Genomic DNA, 18,287 nt, shown 5'->3' with positions numbered 1-18,287 from the left:
GTGCGCCGCCGCCCGGCTGGGGCCCTCCCGGGCCGGGCACGCCGGCCTGGGCGGCCGGCGTGCCCGGGACCCCGACCAGGATCTGCTCCCCGTCGACGACCTTGCGGGCCAGATTGAGCGGCCCCGTGCCCGCGCCGGGCCGTACCCCGCCGGCGGCCGTGATCGCATCGGTCACCCGCGCGCCGGCCGACAGGGTCACCACGCCCGGCCTGCGGACCCGCCCGGCGACGTGCACGACGACCGGCGGGGAGGCGCCCGCGGTGCCCGGCACGGGACCGGGGCCGCGGGCGGCGGCCGGGACGGCGAGCGAGGCCGCTCCCGCCGGCACCGGAGCGGAGACGGGCGCGGACCCGGCCTCCGGGTGCGGCCGGGAAAGCCAGAGGTAGCCTCCGGCGACCAGCGCCGCCCCGACCCCGGCCAGCGCCAGCGCCCGCGCCCCCGGCAGGCCCGGATCGGCCCGCCCGCTCTCCAGCAGCCGCCGGATCGCGCCCCAGCGCTCCGATCTGCCCGGTGGGGACGTTGCCCAGCGCTCCGGCCCGTCCGGCTCGTGCGTTTCCCAGGGCTCCGGCCCGTGCGGCTGCTGCGTTTCCCAGGGCTCCGGCCCGTTCGCTCGCGGCTCTCCCCAGGGGTCCGGTCCCGCCCGGTCGGACGCCGGGCCGGCGTGGTCTCCGTCAGGGTGGCGGGGCGATGACCGCAGCGAGGCCGCCGGGGGATGCGGCGGGAGCCGGCCCAGCGCGGTGGCGAGCCGCTCCCCGGCGGGGGCGTCCGTCCCGCCCGCAGCAAGGAATCTCATGCCTCCCGACGCTAGGAACGCCGGAACCGGTCCGGCACCCTCCCCGCGAATTGTGGATAACCCGCCCCATGATCGCCAGATGCCTGGAAGGCCCCCGGGACGGCCTCAGCTCGCGAAGGCTCGCGAAGGTTCACAAGGCTCGGGAAGGCTCGCGAAGGGAAACGAGGCGGCTCAGCTCAGGCCCTGGGCTTGGGCGACGAGCTCGTACGAGCGGATGCGGGCCTTGGCATCGCCGATGTTGGAGGCGATCATCAGCTCGTCGGCACCGGTACGCGAGAGCAGGTCGCTCAGCCCGGCGCGGACGGTGTCCGGGTCCCCGACCACGTGCGACCCGGTGAACAGCTCGATCGCCTGGCGCTCCTGCGGCGTGTACGGGTAGGCGAGGGCCTCCTCCGGGGTGGGCAGCAGGCCGGGGTTGCCCGAGCGCAGGCGCAGTACCGACAGCCCCATGGGCGCGGCCAGCCGCTGGGCCTCGGCGTCGGTGTCGGCGCAGACCACCGCCGCCGTGACGATGGCGTACGGCCGGTCCAGCACCGCGGAGGGCTGGAAGGACGAGCGGTAGAGCTCCATCGCCGGCACCGTGTGCTGGGCACTGAAGTGGTGGGCGAAGGCGAACGGCAGGCCGAGCATCCCGGCGAGCCGGGCGCTGTACCCGCTGGAGCCGAGCAGCCAGATGGCCGGGCTGCCCTCGCCGGACGGTACGGAGCGGACCCGGCGGAACGGGTGGTCGTCGGGGAACGAGCCGCCCAGGAAGGCCATGAGCTCGCCGAGCTCGGCGGGGAAGTCGTCGACGGAGGTGGGCCGGCGCAGCGCGTGTGCCGTCAGCTGGTCGGTGCCGGGTGCCCGGCCGATCCCGAGATCGATCCGGCCGGGATGCAGGGCCTCCAGCATGCCGAACTGCTCGGCGATCACCAGGGGTGCGTGGTTGGGCAGCATGACGCCACCGGAGCCGAGCCGCAACGTGCTGGTGGCCTGGGCGAGGTGGGCGATCAGCACCGCGGGGGCCGAGCTGGCGATGCCCGGCATGCCGTGGTGCTCCGCCACCCAGTAGCGGTGGTAGCCCAGGCGCTCGGCGGCCCGGGCGAGTTCGGTGCTGGCCTGCAGCGCCTCCCCGGGAGTGGTGTCGCTGCTCACCGGCGCGACGTCCAGCACGGAGAGCGGGGGGCGGCGCGCATCAAGATCTGTCACTCCCATCTCAACCGGTGATCGGCCGCGGGGATTCCTCGACCGCCGTGCGATCCTCGGGCCTGGGCGGCGCGGGCGCCCCGGCGCCGTGGCATGCTGCTGGGGTGTCTTCGGAAGCCGTCACCCTGGTCGTCGGGGATGAGGAACTGCTCGCGGAACGGGCCGTCGGGGAGGTCGTCGCCGCGGTCCGCGCCCGTGACCCCGAGGTCGAGGTGGTGGATCTCACCCCGTCGACGCTGGAGCTCGGCAAGCTCGTCGAGCTCACCTCGCCGTCACTCTTCGGCGGAGGCCGGGTCCTGGTGCTGCGGTCGGCGCAGGACCTCGGCAAGGACCTCGTCGCGGAGATCACCGCCTATGCCAGGAATCCGGCCGACGACATCGCCCTGGTGGTCGTCCACCAGGGCGGGGCCAAGGGCAAGGCGCTGCTGGACGCCCTGGGCAAGACGGGGGCGCGCAAGGTCGCCTGCCCGAAGATCAAGCCGTCCGAGCGGGCCGCCTTCGCCCGGGCCGAGGTGCGCCGGGCCGGTGGTTCCCTCAGCGCCGACGCCGCCCAGGTCCTGCTCGACGCCGTCGGCTCGGACCTGCGCGAGGTGGCCGCCGCCTGCAGCCAGCTGATGGCCGACACCGGCGGCAAGATCGATGACGCGGCGGTCGCCCGCTACTACCGGGGCCGCGCCGAGGTCAGCGGCTTCAACGTGGCCGACAGCGCGATCGAGGGACGGCTGGCCGAGGCCCTCGAACAGCTCCGCTGGGCGCTCGGCACCGGCGTCGCGCCGGTGCTCATCGCCAGTGCCCTCGCCCAGGGCGTGCGGTCGCTGGCCAAGGTCGGCGGCGCACCCCGGGGCCTGCGCGGGGCCGGGCTGGCCAAGGAGCTCGGCATGCCGCCGTGGAAGATCGACCGGGTCCAGCGGCAGCTGCGCGGCTGGAACGGCCAGGGAGTGGCACACGCGCTCGGTGTGATCGCCGAGACCGACGCCCAGGTCAAGGGCGGTGCCGCCGACAGCGCGTACGCCCTCGAGAAGGCCGTCGCCGAGATCGTCCGGGCCCGCTCACTGCGCTGACAGCCGGGCCCGGAGCGCATCGAGCAGCCCGGCCACCGGCGGGTCGTCCGCACGTCCGGGCAGGTGGACCGCGTGGTACGGCACCGCCGGGAGGTCGGTGATCTCTCGCTGGACCAGCCCGGCCGGTGGGCGTACGCAGCCGTTGACCACGGCCAGGCCGACGCCGAGGGCGACGAAGTGCAGCATCAGCGGCCACCCACCGGCCTCGACCGCGACCGACCACTCGGCCCCCGCCGCCCGCAGCGCGCGTTCGAGCGCGATCCGGTGCGGCCGGTGCGGGGGAGGCACGACCAGGGCCGTGCCGGTGAGGTCGGCCAGGGTGAGGCTGGACCGGGCCGCCAGGGGGTGCTCCTCGGGCAGCACCAGCGTCTGCGGGTAGGACGCCAGGAGGGCCGTGCCGAGGTCGTCGGGCAGTACGTCGAGGACGCCGATGCCGAGGTCCGCCCGGCCCGTGCGGACCGCCGTGAGCATCCGGGTGTGGTCGCCGTTGATCAGCCGCAGCCGGGCGGGGATGTCCCGGATGACGTCGCCGAGCAGGTAGAGGTAGGTCCCCTCGCCGGCGGCCAGCACCATCGGGCGGTCCGGCACCGTACCTCGCAGCTCGGCCAGGAACGCCGCCATCCGGGCGTCGAGCTCATGGGCGAACCGGGCCACCGCCTCGCCCTCGGCGGTCAGCGCCAGCCGCCGCCCCTGCCTGCGGTAGAGCGGCCGGCCCAGCGTCTCGCCGAGCTTGCGCACCTTGACGTGCAGCGCGGGCTGCGAGATGTGCAGTTCCTCGGCGGCCCGGCTGAAGTTCAGGTGATCGGCGAAGACGGCGAACGAGGCCAGCGAATCGGTGGAGAGCCTCGCCAGATCCATAGTCCAGGACTATAGCCAGCCGTGTTATTAATAGTTCTGCTTTATATCGTGATTCGTCAGACTCGCCTCATGAACACCATCGGCAGACCAGGTCTCGGCGTCGACTTCGGCCGCGTGATCCAGGGCGCACCCGGCCCGGACGGGGCGGAGGACACCGTCTTCCTCAGCGGCGGAAGAGACGCGGCACTCCGCTCGCCGGCGACCGAGGGCACGTTCGACGTGCTGCCCCGGCTGGCCGAGCGGTTCGAGGGCCGGGTCTGGATCATTTCCAAGTGCGGTGAGCGCATTCAGGGGCGAACCCTTGAATGGCTGGACTTTCACGACTTCTACCGGCGCACCGGTGTGCCGCGCGGCAACGTACGGTTCTGCCGGAAACGGGCACAGAAGGCGGGGCACTGCGCGGAGCTCGGGATCACCCACATGATCGACGACCGGCTCGACGTGCACCGGGCGCTGCGCGGGCTGGTCCCGTACCTCTACCTCTTCGGACCTCAGGCGGCGCCCGCGCCGGACTGGGTGCGGCCCACGCTCACCTGGGCCGAGGCGGGGGCGGCGATCACCGCAGATACCGTGCCGGCACCTCGCTGACGAGCCACACCCCGTTGGCGCTCACCCGGAACTCGAAACCGTCCGCGGCCATCGCGGCGGCGTCCACGGTGAGCACCACGGGCCGCCCGCGGCGGGCGCCCACCCGGCGGGCCGTCTCGGCGTCGCGGGACAGATGCACGTCGTGGCGGTCCATGGGACGCAGCCCCTCCAGCCGGATCGCGGCCAGTGCGCGCTCCACCGTGCCGTGGAAGAGGGTCTCCGGTGGTGCCACGACCGGAAGGCCGAGATCCACCGGCACCGTGTGACCCTGGCTGGCCCGGATGCGCAGCCCCGAGGCGTCGAAGGCGTACCGCTGCTTGTCGTTGACCGAGACCACATGATCGAGCTCGGCGCGGGTGAGGGCGAAGCCGTGCCGGGCGCAGGCGGCGAGCAGCTCGCCGACGTCCGCCCAGCCCTCGTCGTCGAGTACCAGCCCGATGCGCTCCGGCCGGTGCCGCAGATGCCGGGCGAGGTATTTGGAGATCTTCACCACTCGCCGCTCGTCCACGCCCCCATTCTCCACCGTGATCATGCAATCAATCGACGAACGATTGCATGATCACGGGGGAGGGGCGTGGGGGCCGGGGGAACACGACAAGGCCGCGTCCCTTGCGGGATGCGGCCCGGTGTCGTGCAAAGGCGGTGCTACTTGGCCACGGCGGCGGCCTGCTTGGCGATCGCCGACTTGCGGTTCGCCGCCTGGTTCTTGTGGATGACGCCCTTGCTGGCGGCCTTGTCCAGCTTGCGGGTGGCGTTGCGCAGCGCGACGGTCGTCGCGTCCGCGTCGCCGCCCTCGGCCGCCTCGCGGAACTTGCGGATCGCCGTCTTCAGCTCGGACTTGACCGCCTTGTTGCGCAGGCGAGCCTTCTCGTTCTGCTTGTTGCGCTTGATCTGGGACTTGATGTTCGCCACGAAGGAAGCCTCGGAGTTCAGAAAGTGATCGGATGGGGCGCGCGATCCGCCTGGCGGCGAACCTCCGGCACGACACACACGCGCCACACGCAGTCAGTCAGACTACCAACCCGGCGGCCCAACCCTCAAACCAGCGAGAAAATCGTCCTTGCCAGGCCCTGATGGGCCGCCCTGACAAGGGCTGGGCGGGCGGCGGCGCCCGCTGACTGACGCCACCGCCCGCGACTCGCCCCACGCCCCAGGCGGCGTTCCGGGACGCGGCGCATGACCCGAACCTTAAGAAGCCGGATATCCCGGCCACATGGGGCGTGAGTCCCGCCGTCCACGGGAAGGTACGCGAGCATTGGCGCAGACCATGCGGTGCGGCATGGGACGATGGAAGACGCAAGATCTCCGTCTCCACCCGCCCGCCGCCCGCCGAGCCCCATCATCTCCGAGGACATGCGTGCCCGCGCCCGAACCTAACCAGACCGACCCCGCGATCATCCGCAACTTCTGCATCATCGCGCATATCGACCACGGCAAGTCAACGCTGGCCGACCGGATGCTGCAGCTTACCGGCGTGGTCGACGGCCGTTCGATGCGCGCGCAGTACCTCGACCGGATGGACATCGAGCGCGAGCGCGGCATCACGATCAAGAGCCAGGCCGTACGGCTGCCGTGGACCGGCCCCGACGGCACCGCCTTCGTGCTCAACATGATCGACACCCCCGGGCACGTGGACTTCTCCTACGAGGTCTCCCGGTCGCTGGCCGCGTGTGAGGGCGCGATCCTGCTGGTCGACGCCGCCCAGGGCATCGAGGCCCAGACGCTCGCCAACCTCTACCTGGCGATCGAGGCGGACCTGCACATCATCCCGGTGCTGAACAAGATCGACCTGCCGGCCGCGCAGCCGGACAAGTACGCGGCGGAGATCGCCAACATCATCGGCTGCGAGCCCGACGAGGTGCTGCGCGTCTCCGGCAAGACCGGCGAGGGCGTGGCCGACCTGCTCAACAAGATCGTCGAGGTGGTCCCGGCGCCCGTCGGCGATTCCGGCGGGCCGGTCCGGGCCCTGATCTTCGACTCGATGTACGACACGTACCGGGGCGTCGTCACCTACGTCCGGGTCATCGACGGGCAGCTGTCCCGGCGCGACAAGAGCCTGATGATGTCGACCGGCTCCGCGCACGAGACCCTCGAGGTCGGTGTGATCTCACCGGAGCCCAAGGCGGTCGGCGGGCTGGGCGTGGGCGAGGTCGGCTACCTGATCACCGGGGTGAAGGACGTACGGCAGGCGCGGGTCGGCGACACCGTCACCAGCGCGGCCAAGCCGGCACAGGAGTCGCTCGGCGGCTACGAGCATCCCAAGCCCATGGTCTACTCCGGGCTGTATCCGCTCGACGGCGACGAATACCCCGAGCTGCGCGACGCCCTCGACAAGCTGCAGCTCAACGACGCCGCCCTGGTGTACGAGCCCGAGACCTCGCTGGCGCTGGGCTTCGGGTTCCGCTGCGGCTTCCTCGGCCTGCTGCACATGGAGATCGTCCGGGAACGGCTGGAGCGCGAGTTCAACCTCTCGCTGATCTCCACCGCGCCCAACGTCATCTACCGGGTGCTGGTGGACTCCGGCGAGGAGCACACCGTCACCAACCCGAGCGAGTTCCCCGAGGGCAAGATCGCTCAGATCTTCGAGCCCATCGTCAAGGCCACGATCCTCTCGCCCAGCGAGCACATCGGTGTGATCATGGAGCTCTGCCAGGGCCGGCGCGGTGTCCTGCTCGGGATGGACTACCTGTCCGAGGACCGGGTCGAGATCCGCTACACCCTGCCCCTCGGGGAGATCATCTTCGACTTCTTCGACCAGCTGAAGTCGCGTACCCGCGGCTACGCCTCGCTGGACTACGAGCCCAGCGGTGAGCAGGAGTCCGACCTGGTCAAGGTCGACATCCTGCTGCAGGGCGAGTCGGTCGACGCCTTCAGCCAGATCGTGCACGCCGACAAGGCCCGCGAATACGGCCTGATGATGACCTCCAAGCTCAAGGAGCTCATCCCGCGCCAGCAGTACGAGGTACCGATCCAGGCCGCCATCGGCGCCCGGATCATTGCCCGGGAGAACATCCGCGCCATCCGCAAGGACGTCCTCGCCAAGTGCTACGGCGGAGACATCTCCCGCAAGCGCAAGCTGCTGGAGAAGCAGAAGGAGGGCAAGAAGCGGATGAAGACCATCGGCCGCGTCGAAGTCCCCCAGGAGGCCTTCGTGGCGGCGTTGTCGACGGGTGCGTCGGGCGAGAAGAAGAAGTAGCGGCCTCCGGTCGCGCCAAGCCGGGCTTCGGCCACGAGCCGGAGTGAGAAATAACCGGCTTTCGGCAAACCGGTGGTGACCACTCGCATACGCCGCAACACTTAGCGTTGTGGGTCACACGCTGCTACATCAGGTCCTGGTCTCCGATCTGGTCGTTCCGATCATGCTGGCCGAAGCGCCGGAACACCGCTCGCTGACGCACTTCGGCGTGCGCCCGTCCGGCGACACCTGGCTGCGGCCCGATCTGGTGGTGGCGAGACGGGAGCAGTTCCGCGGCGACCGGCCGTACGTCGTGGGCGTTCCGCTGCTGGTGGTCGAGGTGACGTCCGAGTCCTCGCTGGCCCGTGACCTCGGCGCCAAGAAGGACCTGTGGGCGCGCATCGGCGTCCCGTCGTACTGGGTCGTCCGCCTGCGCGGTCAGCACCCCGAGCTGTACGTCTTCGAGCTCACCGGCGGCCGCTACGCCGAACGTGCCCGGCTCGGCTGGGACGGGTCCCTGGGGGTGACCGAGCCCTTCGAGCTCGAGCTCTCGATGGGCCAGGTGTTCGGACGGCTCCCGCGCAAGCTCACCGCCGACTGGAGAGGGAACATGGTCGAGAACCCCGTGCCGGGGCTGCCTCCGGCGGACGAGGAGATCCTCGCGGACGTGTTCGGCGCCCGCTGGCCGACCGGCGCGGAGAAGGCCGAGCTGGAGGACGGGTGCCCGGTCTTCTACGGCACCTGGGACGAACGCGACGTGGAGATCGCGCAGCGCACCTACCCCGGCCGGGTCGTACTGCTCGACCAGGAGCCGGGCCGCCCCGGCACCCTCCGGGTCCTGCCGTCGGGCGTGCCGCCGGTCCGGCCGGCCGCCGAGCCGTCGGCGGAGGCGCTCACCGCGCCGGGCGGCGCGGAGCCGAAGCACCTGCCCATGGCCGGGTTCGGCGTACGGGAGAAGGACCGCACGATCATCAAGATCGCGGTCGAGGGCGAGTAGCCGTCACTTCACCAGCGGCCAGGCCACGAACCTCGGCGCCTGGTACCAAGCGCCCTGGTTGGCGGCCATGGCCGCCTTGATCAGGTACGCCAGGCTGAGCAGCGAGAAGAGCGCCGGAAACCACAGCAGGGTGAGGCTGCCCAGTGCGAGCACGCTGCCGACCAGCCAGACGGCGGCCGCGGTGAGGCCGAAGTTGAGCCCCTGGGCGGCGTGCCGCCGGACGAAGGGCGAACGCGCCTTCAGCAGGTAGACGATCCCCGGTGCCACGAACGCGAGGAGGAACTGGCCCAGGTAGGCGCTCAGCGCCCAGGTCCGGTCGTCGTGGGTGGGAGGTCCCACGTGACGGTACCCGGGGGGCAACTGCAGGGTCTGCGGAGGGCGGTGGCCGGCTGGCGGGGGATACCCGTAGGCCATGGAAGCTCCTTTCTGATGTCGTCCTGCTTAGATGTACGGACCAGGAAATCGGTTCGCCGCCCGGCAGGCGAGTTGAGTACCGTGACCGGCATGGGTCACATCCTCTCGGTCAACGTGGGCCGTGCGGTGGAGGCAGCCTGGGCCGGGCGGATCAAACGCACCGCGATCGACAAGCGGCCGGTCTCCGGACGGGTTCCGGTACGGCCGCTGGGCGTCGGCGACGACCAGCAGGCCGATCCCGAGCATCACGGCGGTGTCGACCAGGCCGTCTACGCCTACGCACGTGAGGACCTCGACTGGTGGCAGGAGCGGCTCGGCCGGGAACTGCACAACGGGAACTTCGGCGAGAACCTCACCGTCACCGGCCTCGACGTCAACGGCGCGCTGATCGGTGAGCGCTGGCGGGCCGGCGGCGCCCTGCTGGAGATCACCTCACCGCGGGTTCCCTGCGGGGTCTTCCGCAATTGGATGAACGAGAAGGGCTGGGCCAAGCGCTTCACCGAGGCCGAGCGGACCGGCGCCTACTTCCGTGTCCTGGAGGAGGGCGAGGTCGCCGCCGGCGATCCGGTCGTCATCGAGTACCGGCCCGACGACGGTGTCACCGTCACCCAGTCCTTCCGCGCCTTCCTCGGCGATCGGGACCTCATGCGGCGGCTGCTCAAGGTGCCGGGCCTGGGCGAGAAGTGGCAGCCGGTGGCCGACCACGTCCTCCGCGACACCACCTGACGTGCCGCACGGCTGAGCGGCCGGATCAGTCGCTCCCGCCTCGCGGGCCGGGGAAGGCGAGCATGAGCTGATCGCTCACGGGCCGGTAACCGAGCCGCTGGTAGATGCTGTTGCTGGTGGGATTGGCCAGATCGGTGAAGAGCACGACCTCGCGGGCGCCTGCGTCCAGGGCCGACTGGGTGACGTGCGCCGTGACGGCGGCGCCATAACCTCGGCATCGGTGCGCGGGCGGGGTGTAGACGGGAGCGATCCGGACCATGTCCGCGACGATGCGGGTCCTTCCGGCCAGCGACACGGGAACCCCTTCGACCTCCCACAGCGTGACGCCGCCGTAGCTGATCTTGTCTTCGACCAACGTCGAGTTCACGCCTCCGGGAGTGGACGCCTCCTGGTGGAACGCTTCGAACCAGGCCAGCACGAGACCGTGATCGGACACCGCGGCCACGCGCGGTGTCCCGTCCGGAAGCGGGTGCGGCGCCTCGAGCCGTTCGAGCCGGTAGAGCCGCTGGCGCATCCGCACTTCGCTGACCGCGCCGGTTCGGCTCTCCCAGGCGCGTGCGAACGCCTGCGCCACGGCCTGGTCGGCGTTGACGCCGAGCAGGGAGACCTCACCTGCCGCCAGAATCTCGGCGAGTTCCTGGGCCGCGTGCACCGGCATGGTGCTCAGAAGTGGCGGATAGGGGCGGGTGTGCAGGAAGACCCCGCCGACGTCGCCGTCGCCGGTCCGCCACCAGCCGAACTCGGCGGCGGAACTGCCGTAGGCATCGGCTCCCTGGGCCCGGAGGGTCTCGGTCACGCTGAGCGGCACGGTGTTGCCGGCGGGATCGGAGCGCAGGAAGTCCCCGGCCTCGGCGAGGTACTCCTCGAGATCCTTCGTGATTCTCCAGCTCATACTCCATGGTCCATGCCTCCGGCGTCGGCCCGCACCCGGTTTTCGGCGGCGGTCTCCTGCCCGGACGACGGAAGGGCCATAGTGGTCGCGTGGTTGAAGTTCTTCGTTCAGCCAGGAGCAGCCGGCCGGGGTGAAATGCAGCGTGATCCGGGGGTTCTTGGCCGGCCACGCCTTGATGTCGGGGTGCTTGTGGGTGGCGTGGTTGTCGACGATGACGTGCAGCTTCACGCGCGGGTGGGCTTTGGCCACCAGCTTGAGGAATTTCAGGAACTCGGCGTTGGTGTGCCGCTGGTAACAGGCGTCGGCGCTGACCTTCCCGCGCCATTGTCCCGCTCACACACACTAGGGCCTTAGGGAACGTCCTCACCCAACGACGCGATGAGGCGGTCACGGTTCCCGCGGGCGGTGTGGGTACGGATCGGGTCGATGTAGTCGCGTGACTCGATGATCCGACCGTCTCGGACCCGCATGACAAAGACGCAGGGCACCTTGGCAGGGGAGCCGTCCGGCGAGATGAACTCGTAGGCGAACTCGGCGACGATCACTTCGGCATCGGCGGTCTCGTGAACGACGACATCGACGACCCGTCTCTTCGGCAGGGACTCCCGAGCTTCCGGCGGCACGGTGAAGTGCTCCCGGAGCGCACGCCGGCTCCTCAACGGCTCGGACTCCGGCGTCGCCATTGGATGCCGGACATCGGTGACCTCGCCATAAAGGTCAGGCAGCTCCCCGAACTTCCCGTCGGCGACCCCATGAACAAGCCGGAGAAACACCTCGCGCGGGCTCAGACTCACAAGACCTCCCCAGACAACACACACTGGCTACGAGTGATCATTCTCGCACGACCGGCCCGGCCGCCCTCTCACAACACCAAACGGCACAACCACACGCCATTGTCGCCCACGCAAACGTGAAATGACTTTCAACACGTGATACTAGGGACTTTTCCCAAGTTTGTTATTGACGGGATTATGTCCAACCTGTTCCCTCCAAGGAAAGCGTATTTTTAATTTCTATCGAACATAATAACGACGAGAGTTCGAACACAAGGTAGTGTTGTTCGTGTAACACGCTTCCGGGGGAGGGGTGCTCGACGTGACGGTGGCAGCGCTCGACGGGTCTCGTTCTGCGGGTGAATGGGAGCGGGAGGTGCCCGGGCCCCGGCTCGCCGCGCGACTGATCGAGACGGATTTATCCCACATCGCGGATGTGGAACTGGTGGACGCGCTGGCAGCGGTGGGTCGTCAGGAGGAGGAGGAGGAGGCGTGGACGCAGTGGATGAAGGTGTCGTTGGTGGCGGAGCTGGCACGCCGCCGGAACACCCGGCACAAGGTCTCGGCGGGGCGGGGGAGGTGGACCTCGCAGGTGGCGAAGGCCGTCGACGCGGAGGTTTCGCTCGCGTTGACGCCGACCCAGGCCGCGGCGGGCCTGCTGGTGCTGATCGCCGAGCAGTTGCATGACGATCTGCCGCTGACGTCGGCGGCGTTACGGGCGGGGCTGATCGATCTGCCACGGGCCCAGGTGATCGCCGACGGGGTGTTCGGGCTGTCCGGTGAGGTGAGGGCGCGGGTGGAGTCGGCGGTGATCGGGCGGGCGCCGGAGATGAACACTCGCCGGTTGCGCGATCTGGTGCGCACGACGGTCCGGGCGCTGGATCCCGGCGCTTTCGAGGCCAAGCGCCAGCGAGCGGTGCAGGGGCGTCGGCTGGAGCGATGGGACAACGCCGACGGCACCGCGGATCTCGCCTTGCGAGCTCTTCCGGAGGGGGAGGTGCAGGCGTGCTACAACCGGATCAACGCCGCCGCGCAGGCCCTGAAAGCGGACGGGGATGGGCGCGGAATGGGTGCGATCCGTGCCGACCTGGCGGCGGCCCTCCTCCACGGGCATGCGCTGCCGGATCTGGCCCGCCCGTTCTTCACCGCCTGTCAGGACGGGGTCGCCGGTCAGGAAGTGGTCACTGGTCAGGACGGGGTCGCCGGTCAGGAAGTGGTCACCGGTCAGGAAGTGGTCACCGGTCAAGACGCCGTCGCGGGGTCGGACAGGGGCGTCGCCGATTGCGAGGAGGCCGGTCCAGACACGGCGAGGGGCCATCAGGAAGGCCATGGTGGCGCCCCGGCCGAGCCGCGGGACGGTGCCAGACCTCCGCACCGGGCCAGTGGACGGGGTGATCCTCCGACGGCATCTCCGCCGAATCGAGCACCAGGTGGACCCGGGCACCTGAGCAGGCAACGGGCCGCACCGGCCGGTGTCTCAGCGAGGAGCTCCGAGCGGGCCGGCGCGCCCGCCGAAGTCGATCGGCTGATCGGGCAGGCCCTCGCCAACGTCGCCGCCCACCGGCTGACCGCCGTACGCGACCACGCACGTCAGACCGGGAGACTCCCCGCACTGGTCACGCTCATCACCCAGGCCGCCTGGGCCATGCACCACGCACTCCGACCCCTGGCCACCATCTGGTGCCGGACCAGCGGCCCCACCCCTGACCGGCGCGGAGTCACCGTCGAGCGGCGCGGCCCCACCTCGCAGGAGCACGGCCCCTCCGACCGGGACCGGACCGTGACCGGCCGGCACGGTCACCCCGCCCACCGGGCTCCCACCGCCTTGCGGCACTTCATCGAACGGCGCCACGGCACCTGCGTCTTCCCCACCTGTCACCGGCCCGCCCCCAGCTGCGACCTCGACCACACCACCCCATGGCATCTCGGGGGCTCAACCTGCCGATGTAACCTCGCTCCCCTGTGCAGAACCCACCATCACGTCAAACAAAACCCCGACTGGACGCTCCTGCACCTCTGGCCCGGCCTCCTGCTCTGGATCACCCCGGCCGGAAAATGGCACATCATCAGTGACGAGGACCGATGGCCGGACCGGTGAGTTCCCATTCGAAGCGTGAGAGGTGATCGTGGAGGAGACGGCCGTGCCGGCCGGCCTCTTCGCAGGCCTGTGCGTCCTGGACATCATCCAGTTGGTGGATCATGTTCCCCGGCCCGACGAGAAGAGCACCGCTCTGCGGCAGACGGTGGCGGCGGGCGGACCGGCGACCAACGCCGCCGTCACCTTCGCGCACCTGGGCGGCGGGGCGACGCTGGTCACCGGGGTGGGCGCTCATCCGCTCGCGGCGGGGATCCGCGCCGAGCTACGGGAGACCAGGGTCAGGCTGATCGATCTGGCGGAGGGCCATGGTGGTCCACCGGCGGTCTCCAGCATCATGGTGACGGCCGGTTCGGGCGAGCGCGCCGTGGTGTCGATGAACGCCGAGGGATACGACCTTGATCCGCCGGCGGATCTGGCCGCTCTGGTCTCGCGCAGCTCGGTGGTCCAGGTGGACGGTCATCATCCCCGGCTGGCCGAGGCGAGCGTCCTCACCGCCAGGCGCCTGGGACGCACGACGCTGCTCGACGGCGGCAGCTGGAAGCCCGGAACGCCGGCCCTGCTGCCGCACACCGACGTCGCGGTCTGCTCCAGCGACTTCCACCCTCCCGGTGCCTCGACTCCGCAGGAGGTCCTCCGCTTCCTGCGGAGCGCCGGAGTGCCCTGGGCGGCGGTGACGCGTGGGGGAGAGGACATCCTGTGGCAGGGTCCGGACGGGCCGTCCCAGACGGTGCCGGTCCCGCAGGTGGCGATCGCCGACACGCTGGGCGCCGGCGACGTCTTCCACGGGGCGCTGGCCTTCGAGCTGGCGCAGGGCCGGAAACCCGACTTTGCCGGCTTCCCGCGAGCGCTCCGGCGCGCCGCCGCCGTCGCGGCCGGGGCCTGCGGCTCGTTCGGCACCCGCTCCTGGATGGGCGGCGACGACCAAGTAACGAAGGAGGGCGGCGGCACCGGTTAGGAAGGGCCGGCGGCCTGGGTCAGAACGTGCCCGGGGGCAGCTCGATGATCAGATCCGCGGTGTTCTTCCGCGCGTTGACGACCTCGGTGTTGGCCATGTCGCTGCGGTCGACCCACTCCCGCGCCGCCTCGGGTGACAGACCACCGGCGAGCTGCCGGGCGATCAGGCGCTCACGGGTCACGGTGGGGTCCTCGGCCAGGAACCACACCTCGTCGAAGATCTCCCGTACGTCCTCCCAGCCGGGGGCGCCGCCCAGCAGGTAGTTGCCCTCACTGATGACCAGCCGGGCCGTGGCCGGGATGCGGTGCGCGCCCGCGACCGGTTCGTGGAGGACGCGGCTGTAGGCCGGTGCCTCGTGCGCCCGGTCCGGCTCGGTGCGGACGGCCGTCAACAGCTTCAGGTAGCCCTCGACGTCGAAGGTGTCCGGTGCGCCCTTGCGGTGGCGCAGGCCACGGTCCGCCAGCGTCGCGTTGCTCAGATGAAAACCGTCCATGGGCACCTGCCCCAGGAGCGCGGAGCCGTCCGGATGGCGGGCGCTCAGCGCGGTCTCCACCCAGTGGGCCAACGTGCTCTTGCCCGCTCCGGGAGGCCCGGCGATGCCCAGCAGGCGGCGGCCGTCGGCGGAGAGCAGACTCTCCGCGCGGTCCAGCAGCAGGGGAAGGGAGCGCACGATCAACGGCCCGTCGTGGTCGTACCGGGGCATCAGGACATCCTTCAGGAAAGCTGTGTCGCACCAGGACCGCGGAGCACCGACCGGCTGACCGGCGAGACCGGGACACGCCCGTGGCCGCCGAGTGCGGAGCCCGCCGTGCCATCATGCCCGGTCGTCGCGACAGGCCGGTCACCCCGGTCGTCGAGTGACCACGTCCATCGAGGGAAGGCCTGAACCTTGAGCAAAGTCAGGTCAAGGCCACGGCGCGCCGACCGGCCACGGAGACGACCGCAAGATCGAGAAATAGCGTGAGCACGCGGCATGTTGCCGCGAAGGGACGAACCAGAGAGGAGCCCGCGATGGAGTTGGGACGCGTGGGAGTGTGGAACATCGGTCTTCGCTCCGAGGACCCCGATGCCCGAGGTGAGATCACCGATGCGGCGGCCGAGCTGGAGGAGCTCGGCTACGGCACGATCTGGCTGGGGAGCAGCCCGGGGGTGGAGCACGCGGTGCCGCTCATCGAGGCGACCTCTCGCATCGTCGTGGCCACCGGCATCCTGAACATCTGGGCCTACGACGCGGACACCGTGGCCCGCCGGCACGCGGACGTCACCGCGAAGCATCCGGGCCGGTTCCTGCTGGGCCTGGGGGTGAGCCACTCGGCGCTGGTGCCGAGCTACCGGAAGCCGTACGCGGCGATGGTCGAGTACCTCGACTCGCTGGACGCAGCCGCCCCGGCCGTGCCCAAGGAGGAGCGGGTGCTGGCGGCGCTCGGCCCCAAGATGCTCAAGCTGGCAGGGGACCGGGCCCTGGGCGCCCACCCGTACCTGGTGACCCCCGAGTTCACCTCCCACGCCCGGGAGGTCCTCGGGAGGGGGCCGCTGCTGGCCCCGGAGGCGAAGGTCGTCATGGAGACCGAACCCGGCCGCGCCCGGGCCCTGGCCCGGGAGCACCTGTCGATCTACCTGCAGATGGAGAACTACACCAGGAACCTGCTGCGGCTCGGCTTCACCGAGGACGACCTGCGGGACGGCGGCAGCGACCACCTCATCGACGCCTGCTTCGCCTGGGGCGACCTGGACACGATCCGCAAGCGGATCGTCGCCTTCCACGAGGCCGGCGCCGACCACGTCGCGGTGCAGGTCATCGCGGACGGGGAACGGAGGAACCTGCCCCGCCGTGAGTGGCGTGACCTCGCCGGGGCTCTCGGCCTGTAGCTCCGCAAGGCCTCACAAGACCCCGTACGGGTCCTCGACGGCAAGGCGTGCGGCGCCGATCGCCCCTGGGATCGGCTCCGCCTCCGGGGCGTGCTCAGGCGGGCACCTTGTCGAGGAAGCCGTAGACCTGCGCGATCCGGCCGTCGCCTGCGAACACCGCGACGTCGAAACCCACCACGACAGGCTCGCCGCCGCCCGCGGGGACCAGCTCCCAGGTGAAGCGGGCGAGGTCGTGGTGGGCGTCCACCGGGCCGGCCAGCCTGAAGACGTGGTCCTGGAACATGTCGCGGGCACCCGCGATCACCGCTTCGACGCCCGCGTGGCCCGTGACGGCGGCCAGCGGGTCGGTGTAGCCGCCGTCCTCGGTCCACAGCTCGGCGACGCCCTTGCCGCGCCGCTCGGCGTCCGGCTCGTTCCAGGTGTCGAGGTAGCGGGCGATGACGGCGTTGACGTCGGTCATGATGGATCCCTTCAGCGTGGGCCGTGCGGGTGCGGTTGCGTTCCCGTCCCGCGGATGTCACCAAGCTGTCACCACGCCCCGAGGCCCGTCGATTACCTCGCACGTCATGCCGGGTGCGCGAGCACCGGCCACCGGGCGGCAGACTGGGCAGGTGCCCTCCACCCTGCCTGACGGCGATCCCGTACCGGCCGACGGCGCCCTTCCCGGCAGCGCCCTGCGCGGCCTGGGGACCCGGCCGTTCGGGTTCTACGTCCATGTGCCGTTCTGCGTGACCCGGTGCGGTTACTGCGACTTCAACACCTACACGGCCAGTGAGCTGGGCCCGGGGGCGACGCGGGACTCCTACGCCGACACCGTGATCGGGGAGATCCGGCTGGCACGGCGGGTGCTGGGCGACACCGATCTGCCGGTGCAGACGGTGTTCGTCGGCGGCGGCACCCCCACCCTCCTCCCGGCCGGCGACCTCGGCCGCATCCTCGCCGCCATCGACGCCGAGTTCGGGCTGGCGGCGGGGGCCGAGGTCACCACGGAGGCCAACCCGGAGTCGGTGGACCAGCGCTATCTGGCCGGGCTCCGGGACGGCGGCTTCACCCGGGTCTCCTACGGCATGCAGAGCGCCCGGGAGCACGTGCTGGCCGCGCTGGACCGTACGCACACGCCGGGCCGGGTGCCGCAGGTCGCCCGGTGGGCCCGGGAGGCCGGGTTCGAGCACGTCAACCTGGATCTGATCTACGGGACGCCGGGGGAGAGCGACGACGACTGGCGGGCATCGCTGGAGGCGGTCCTGGAGATCGGCCCGGACCACGTCTCGGCGTACGCGCTGATCGTCGAGGAGGGCACCAGGCTCGCCGCCCAGGTCAAGCGGGGCGAGCTGGCGGCGCCGGACGACGACGCCATGGCCGACCGGTACGTCATGGCGGACGAACTGCTCGGCGGGCACGGGCTGCGCTGGTACGAGATCTCCAACTGGGCGACCGGCCCGGACGCCGAATGCCGGCACAACGTCCTCTACTGGACGGGCGCCGACTGGTGGGGGGCGGGTCCCGGCGCCCACAGCCACGTCGGTGGAACCCGGTGGTGGAACGTCAAGCACCCCGCCGCCTACGCGGCCCGTCTCGCCGAGGCGGCCAGCCCCGCGTACGCCCGCGAGGTGCTGGACGACGAGGTACGGCGGATGGAACGGATCATGCTCGAACTCCGGCTCGCCACCGGCTGCCCGCTGGAGCTGCTCGCGGAAGGACCGGTCCGGCGGGCCGTCGCCGACGGCCTGCTGGAGCTGGTGGGCGACCGGGCGGTGCTGACCGGGCGCGGCCGCCTGCTCGCCGACGCCGTCGTCCGCGACCTCACCTGACCAGGCCCCGACCCCGCACTGGAGCCCCGAACCCCGGACCCCGAGCCCTGGCCCCCGAAACGTGAAACACCGCCGTGATCATGCGATCAATC

The 18,287-nt window shown here is 71.0% G+C and carries 19 protein-coding genes and 1 pseudogene; 9 read left to right on the top strand and 11 right to left on the bottom strand.

What is annotated here, in order from left to right:
* Together ACRYCC_RS36020 and ACRYCC_RS36015 are read right to left on the bottom strand one after the other, a co-directional pair.
* A partial coding sequence (locus ACRYCC_RS36020) for an SLBB domain-containing protein (protein WP_433818442.1) occupies window positions 1-793 on the bottom strand: 793 nt, incomplete at its 3' end.
* Between the two features lie 171 nt (window positions 794-964).
* Entirely contained in the window at window positions 965-1,981 is a 1,017-nt protein-coding gene (locus ACRYCC_RS36015) for an LLM class flavin-dependent oxidoreductase (RefSeq protein WP_433818441.1), read from the bottom strand.
* A gap of 101 nt (window positions 1,982-2,082) precedes the next feature.
* On the opposite strand from ACRYCC_RS36015, the gene holA reads away from it, so the two are divergent.
* Complete coding sequence (gene holA, locus ACRYCC_RS36010; RefSeq protein ID WP_433818439.1) at window positions 2,083-3,039, top strand: DNA polymerase III subunit delta; 957 nt, start codon at window positions 2,083-2,085, stop codon at window positions 3,037-3,039.
* Here the strand turns inward: holA and ACRYCC_RS36005 are convergent.
* On the bottom strand, window positions 3,028-3,897 hold the full coding sequence (locus ACRYCC_RS36005) for a LysR family transcriptional regulator (RefSeq protein WP_433818437.1): 870 nt from the start codon (window positions 3,895-3,897) through the stop codon (window positions 3,028-3,030). The genes holA and ACRYCC_RS36005 overlap by 12 nt on opposite strands.
* 69 nt (window positions 3,898-3,966) lie before the next feature.
* Here ACRYCC_RS36005 and ACRYCC_RS36000 point away from each other — a divergent pair, with 69 nt between their 5' ends.
* Complete coding sequence (locus tag ACRYCC_RS36000) at window positions 3,967-4,485, top strand: hypothetical protein (RefSeq protein ID WP_433818436.1); 519 nt, start codon at window positions 3,967-3,969, stop codon at window positions 4,483-4,485.
* On the opposite strand, the gene ACRYCC_RS35995 is transcribed toward ACRYCC_RS36000, so the two are convergent.
* Both ACRYCC_RS35995 and rpsT read right to left on the bottom strand, forming a co-directional pair.
* On the bottom strand, window positions 4,454-4,993 hold the full coding sequence (locus ACRYCC_RS35995; protein WP_433818434.1) for an RNA 2'-phosphotransferase: 540 nt from the start codon (window positions 4,991-4,993) through the stop codon (window positions 4,454-4,456). The two genes, ACRYCC_RS36000 and ACRYCC_RS35995, sit on opposite strands and share 32 nt — an antisense overlap.
* A gap of 137 nt (window positions 4,994-5,130) precedes the next feature.
* A complete protein-coding gene (gene rpsT, locus ACRYCC_RS35990) occupies window positions 5,131-5,397 on the bottom strand; it encodes a 30S ribosomal protein S20 (protein WP_433818432.1) in 267 nt (88 codons plus the stop codon).
* Window positions 5,398-5,842: 445 nt separating this feature from the next.
* Here rpsT and lepA point away from each other — a divergent pair, with 445 nt between their 5' ends.
* Together lepA and ACRYCC_RS35980 are read left to right on the top strand one after the other, a co-directional pair.
* Window positions 5,843-7,681: a translation elongation factor 4 gene (gene lepA / locus ACRYCC_RS35985; protein ID WP_433818430.1), complete on the top strand. Its 1,839-nt coding sequence runs from the start codon at window positions 5,843-5,845 to the stop codon at window positions 7,679-7,681.
* Window positions 7,682-7,790: 109 nt separating this feature from the next.
* Window positions 7,791-8,657 carry a Uma2 family endonuclease gene (locus tag ACRYCC_RS35980; RefSeq protein ID WP_433818428.1) on the top strand — a complete coding sequence of 289 codons (867 nt, stop codon included), beginning with the start codon at window positions 7,791-7,793 and terminating at the stop codon, window positions 8,655-8,657.
* Between the two features lie 3 nt (window positions 8,658-8,660).
* Here the strand turns inward: ACRYCC_RS35980 and ACRYCC_RS35975 are convergent, their stop codons facing one another.
* Window positions 8,661-9,071 (bottom strand): DUF4870 domain-containing protein, encoded by a 411-nt coding sequence (locus ACRYCC_RS35975; protein WP_433818427.1) that lies wholly within the window; start codon window positions 9,069-9,071, stop codon window positions 8,661-8,663.
* 90 nt (window positions 9,072-9,161) lie between these two features.
* Here ACRYCC_RS35975 and ACRYCC_RS35970 point away from each other — a divergent pair, with 90 nt between their 5' ends.
* Window positions 9,162-9,797, top strand: a complete 636-nt coding sequence (locus ACRYCC_RS35970; RefSeq protein ID WP_433818425.1) for an MOSC domain-containing protein — start codon at window positions 9,162-9,164, stop codon at window positions 9,795-9,797.
* A 25-nt stretch (window positions 9,798-9,822) separates the two neighbouring features.
* Here the strand turns inward: ACRYCC_RS35970 and ACRYCC_RS35965 are convergent, their stop codons facing one another.
* The 3 genes and pseudogenes from ACRYCC_RS35965 to ACRYCC_RS35955 all read right to left on the bottom strand — a co-directional run bounded on the left by ACRYCC_RS35965 (window position 9,823) and on the right by ACRYCC_RS35955 (window position 11,483).
* A complete protein-coding gene (locus ACRYCC_RS35965; RefSeq protein WP_433818423.1) occupies window positions 9,823-10,689 on the bottom strand; it encodes a GNAT family N-acetyltransferase in 867 nt (288 codons plus the stop codon).
* A gap of 105 nt (window positions 10,690-10,794) precedes the next feature.
* Window positions 10,795-11,007: pseudogene (locus ACRYCC_RS35960) on the bottom strand (transposase); the annotation flags it as partial.
* Between the two features lie 32 nt (window positions 11,008-11,039).
* A complete protein-coding gene (locus ACRYCC_RS35955) occupies window positions 11,040-11,483 on the bottom strand; it encodes a nuclear transport factor 2 family protein (protein ID WP_433818422.1) in 444 nt (147 codons plus the stop codon).
* A 301-nt stretch (window positions 11,484-11,784) separates the two neighbouring features.
* Between ACRYCC_RS35955 and ACRYCC_RS35950 the strand changes: the two genes are divergently transcribed.
* Window positions 11,785-13,560, top strand: a complete 1,776-nt coding sequence (locus ACRYCC_RS35950) for an HNH endonuclease signature motif containing protein (RefSeq protein ID WP_433818420.1) — start codon at window positions 11,785-11,787, stop codon at window positions 13,558-13,560.
* A 28-nt stretch (window positions 13,561-13,588) separates the two neighbouring features.
* Window positions 13,589-14,515 carry a PfkB family carbohydrate kinase gene (locus tag ACRYCC_RS35945; protein WP_433818419.1) on the top strand — a complete coding sequence of 309 codons (927 nt, stop codon included), beginning with the start codon at window positions 13,589-13,591 and terminating at the stop codon, window positions 14,513-14,515.
* Between the two features lie 19 nt (window positions 14,516-14,534).
* Here the strand turns inward: ACRYCC_RS35945 and ACRYCC_RS35940 are convergent, their stop codons facing one another.
* Window positions 14,535-15,218 carry a nucleoside/nucleotide kinase family protein gene (locus ACRYCC_RS35940; RefSeq protein WP_433818418.1) on the bottom strand — a complete coding sequence of 228 codons (684 nt, stop codon included), beginning with the start codon at window positions 15,216-15,218 and terminating at the stop codon, window positions 14,535-14,537.
* 308 nt (window positions 15,219-15,526) lie between these two features.
* On the opposite strand from ACRYCC_RS35940, the gene ACRYCC_RS35935 reads away from it, so the two are divergent.
* A complete protein-coding gene (locus ACRYCC_RS35935) occupies window positions 15,527-16,384 on the top strand; it encodes an LLM class F420-dependent oxidoreductase (protein ID WP_433818417.1) in 858 nt (285 codons plus the stop codon).
* 94 nt (window positions 16,385-16,478) lie between these two features.
* On the opposite strand, the gene ACRYCC_RS35930 is transcribed toward ACRYCC_RS35935, so the two are convergent.
* The gene (locus tag ACRYCC_RS35930; protein WP_433818416.1) at window positions 16,479-16,844 is read right to left on the bottom strand and encodes a nuclear transport factor 2 family protein; all 366 of its coding nucleotides are present in this window, start codon (window positions 16,842-16,844) and stop codon (window positions 16,479-16,481) included.
* A gap of 151 nt (window positions 16,845-16,995) precedes the next feature.
* Between ACRYCC_RS35930 and hemW the strand changes: the two genes are divergently transcribed.
* Window positions 16,996-18,195 (top strand): radical SAM family heme chaperone HemW, encoded by a 1,200-nt coding sequence (gene hemW, locus ACRYCC_RS35925; protein WP_433818415.1) that lies wholly within the window; start codon window positions 16,996-16,998, stop codon window positions 18,193-18,195.
* Window positions 18,196-18,287 lie beyond the last annotated feature (92 nt).

The sequence above is a fragment of the Actinomadura scrupuli genome (genome assembly GCF_050971785.1).
GTDB classification, from domain to species: domain Bacteria; phylum Actinomycetota; class Actinomycetes; order Streptosporangiales; family Streptosporangiaceae; genus Actinomadura_E; species Actinomadura_E scrupuli.
Note: the sequence above shows the minus strand (reverse complement) of the source record. Positions and strands in the feature narration are given on the sequence as shown.

What these genes read in the sequence shown, in the direction of transcription:
- ACRYCC_RS36005 (WP_433818437.1), bottom strand. Translation starts at nt 3,897, where the DNA reads ATGGATCTGGCGAGGCTCTCCACCGATTCGCTGGCCTCGTTCGCCGTC.
- ACRYCC_RS36000 (WP_433818436.1), top strand. Translation starts at nt 3,967, where the DNA reads ATGAACACCATCGGCAGACCAGGTCTCGGCGTCGACTTCGGCCGCGTG.
- ACRYCC_RS35975 (WP_433818427.1), bottom strand. Translation starts at nt 9,071, where the DNA reads ATGGCCTACGGGTATCCCCCGCCAGCCGGCCACCGCCCTCCGCAGACC.
- ACRYCC_RS35970 (WP_433818425.1), top strand. Translation starts at nt 9,162, where the DNA reads ATGGGTCACATCCTCTCGGTCAACGTGGGCCGTGCGGTGGAGGCAGCC.
- ACRYCC_RS35965 (WP_433818423.1), bottom strand. Translation starts at nt 10,689, where the DNA reads ATGAGCTGGAGAATCACGAAGGATCTCGAGGAGTACCTCGCCGAGGCC.
- ACRYCC_RS35940 (WP_433818418.1), bottom strand. Translation starts at nt 15,218, where the DNA reads ATGCCCCGGTACGACCACGACGGGCCGTTGATCGTGCGCTCCCTTCCC.
- ACRYCC_RS35935 (WP_433818417.1), top strand. Translation starts at nt 15,527, where the DNA reads ATGGAGTTGGGACGCGTGGGAGTGTGGAACATCGGTCTTCGCTCCGAG.
- ACRYCC_RS35930 (WP_433818416.1), bottom strand. Translation starts at nt 16,844, where the DNA reads ATGACCGACGTCAACGCCGTCATCGCCCGCTACCTCGACACCTGGAAC.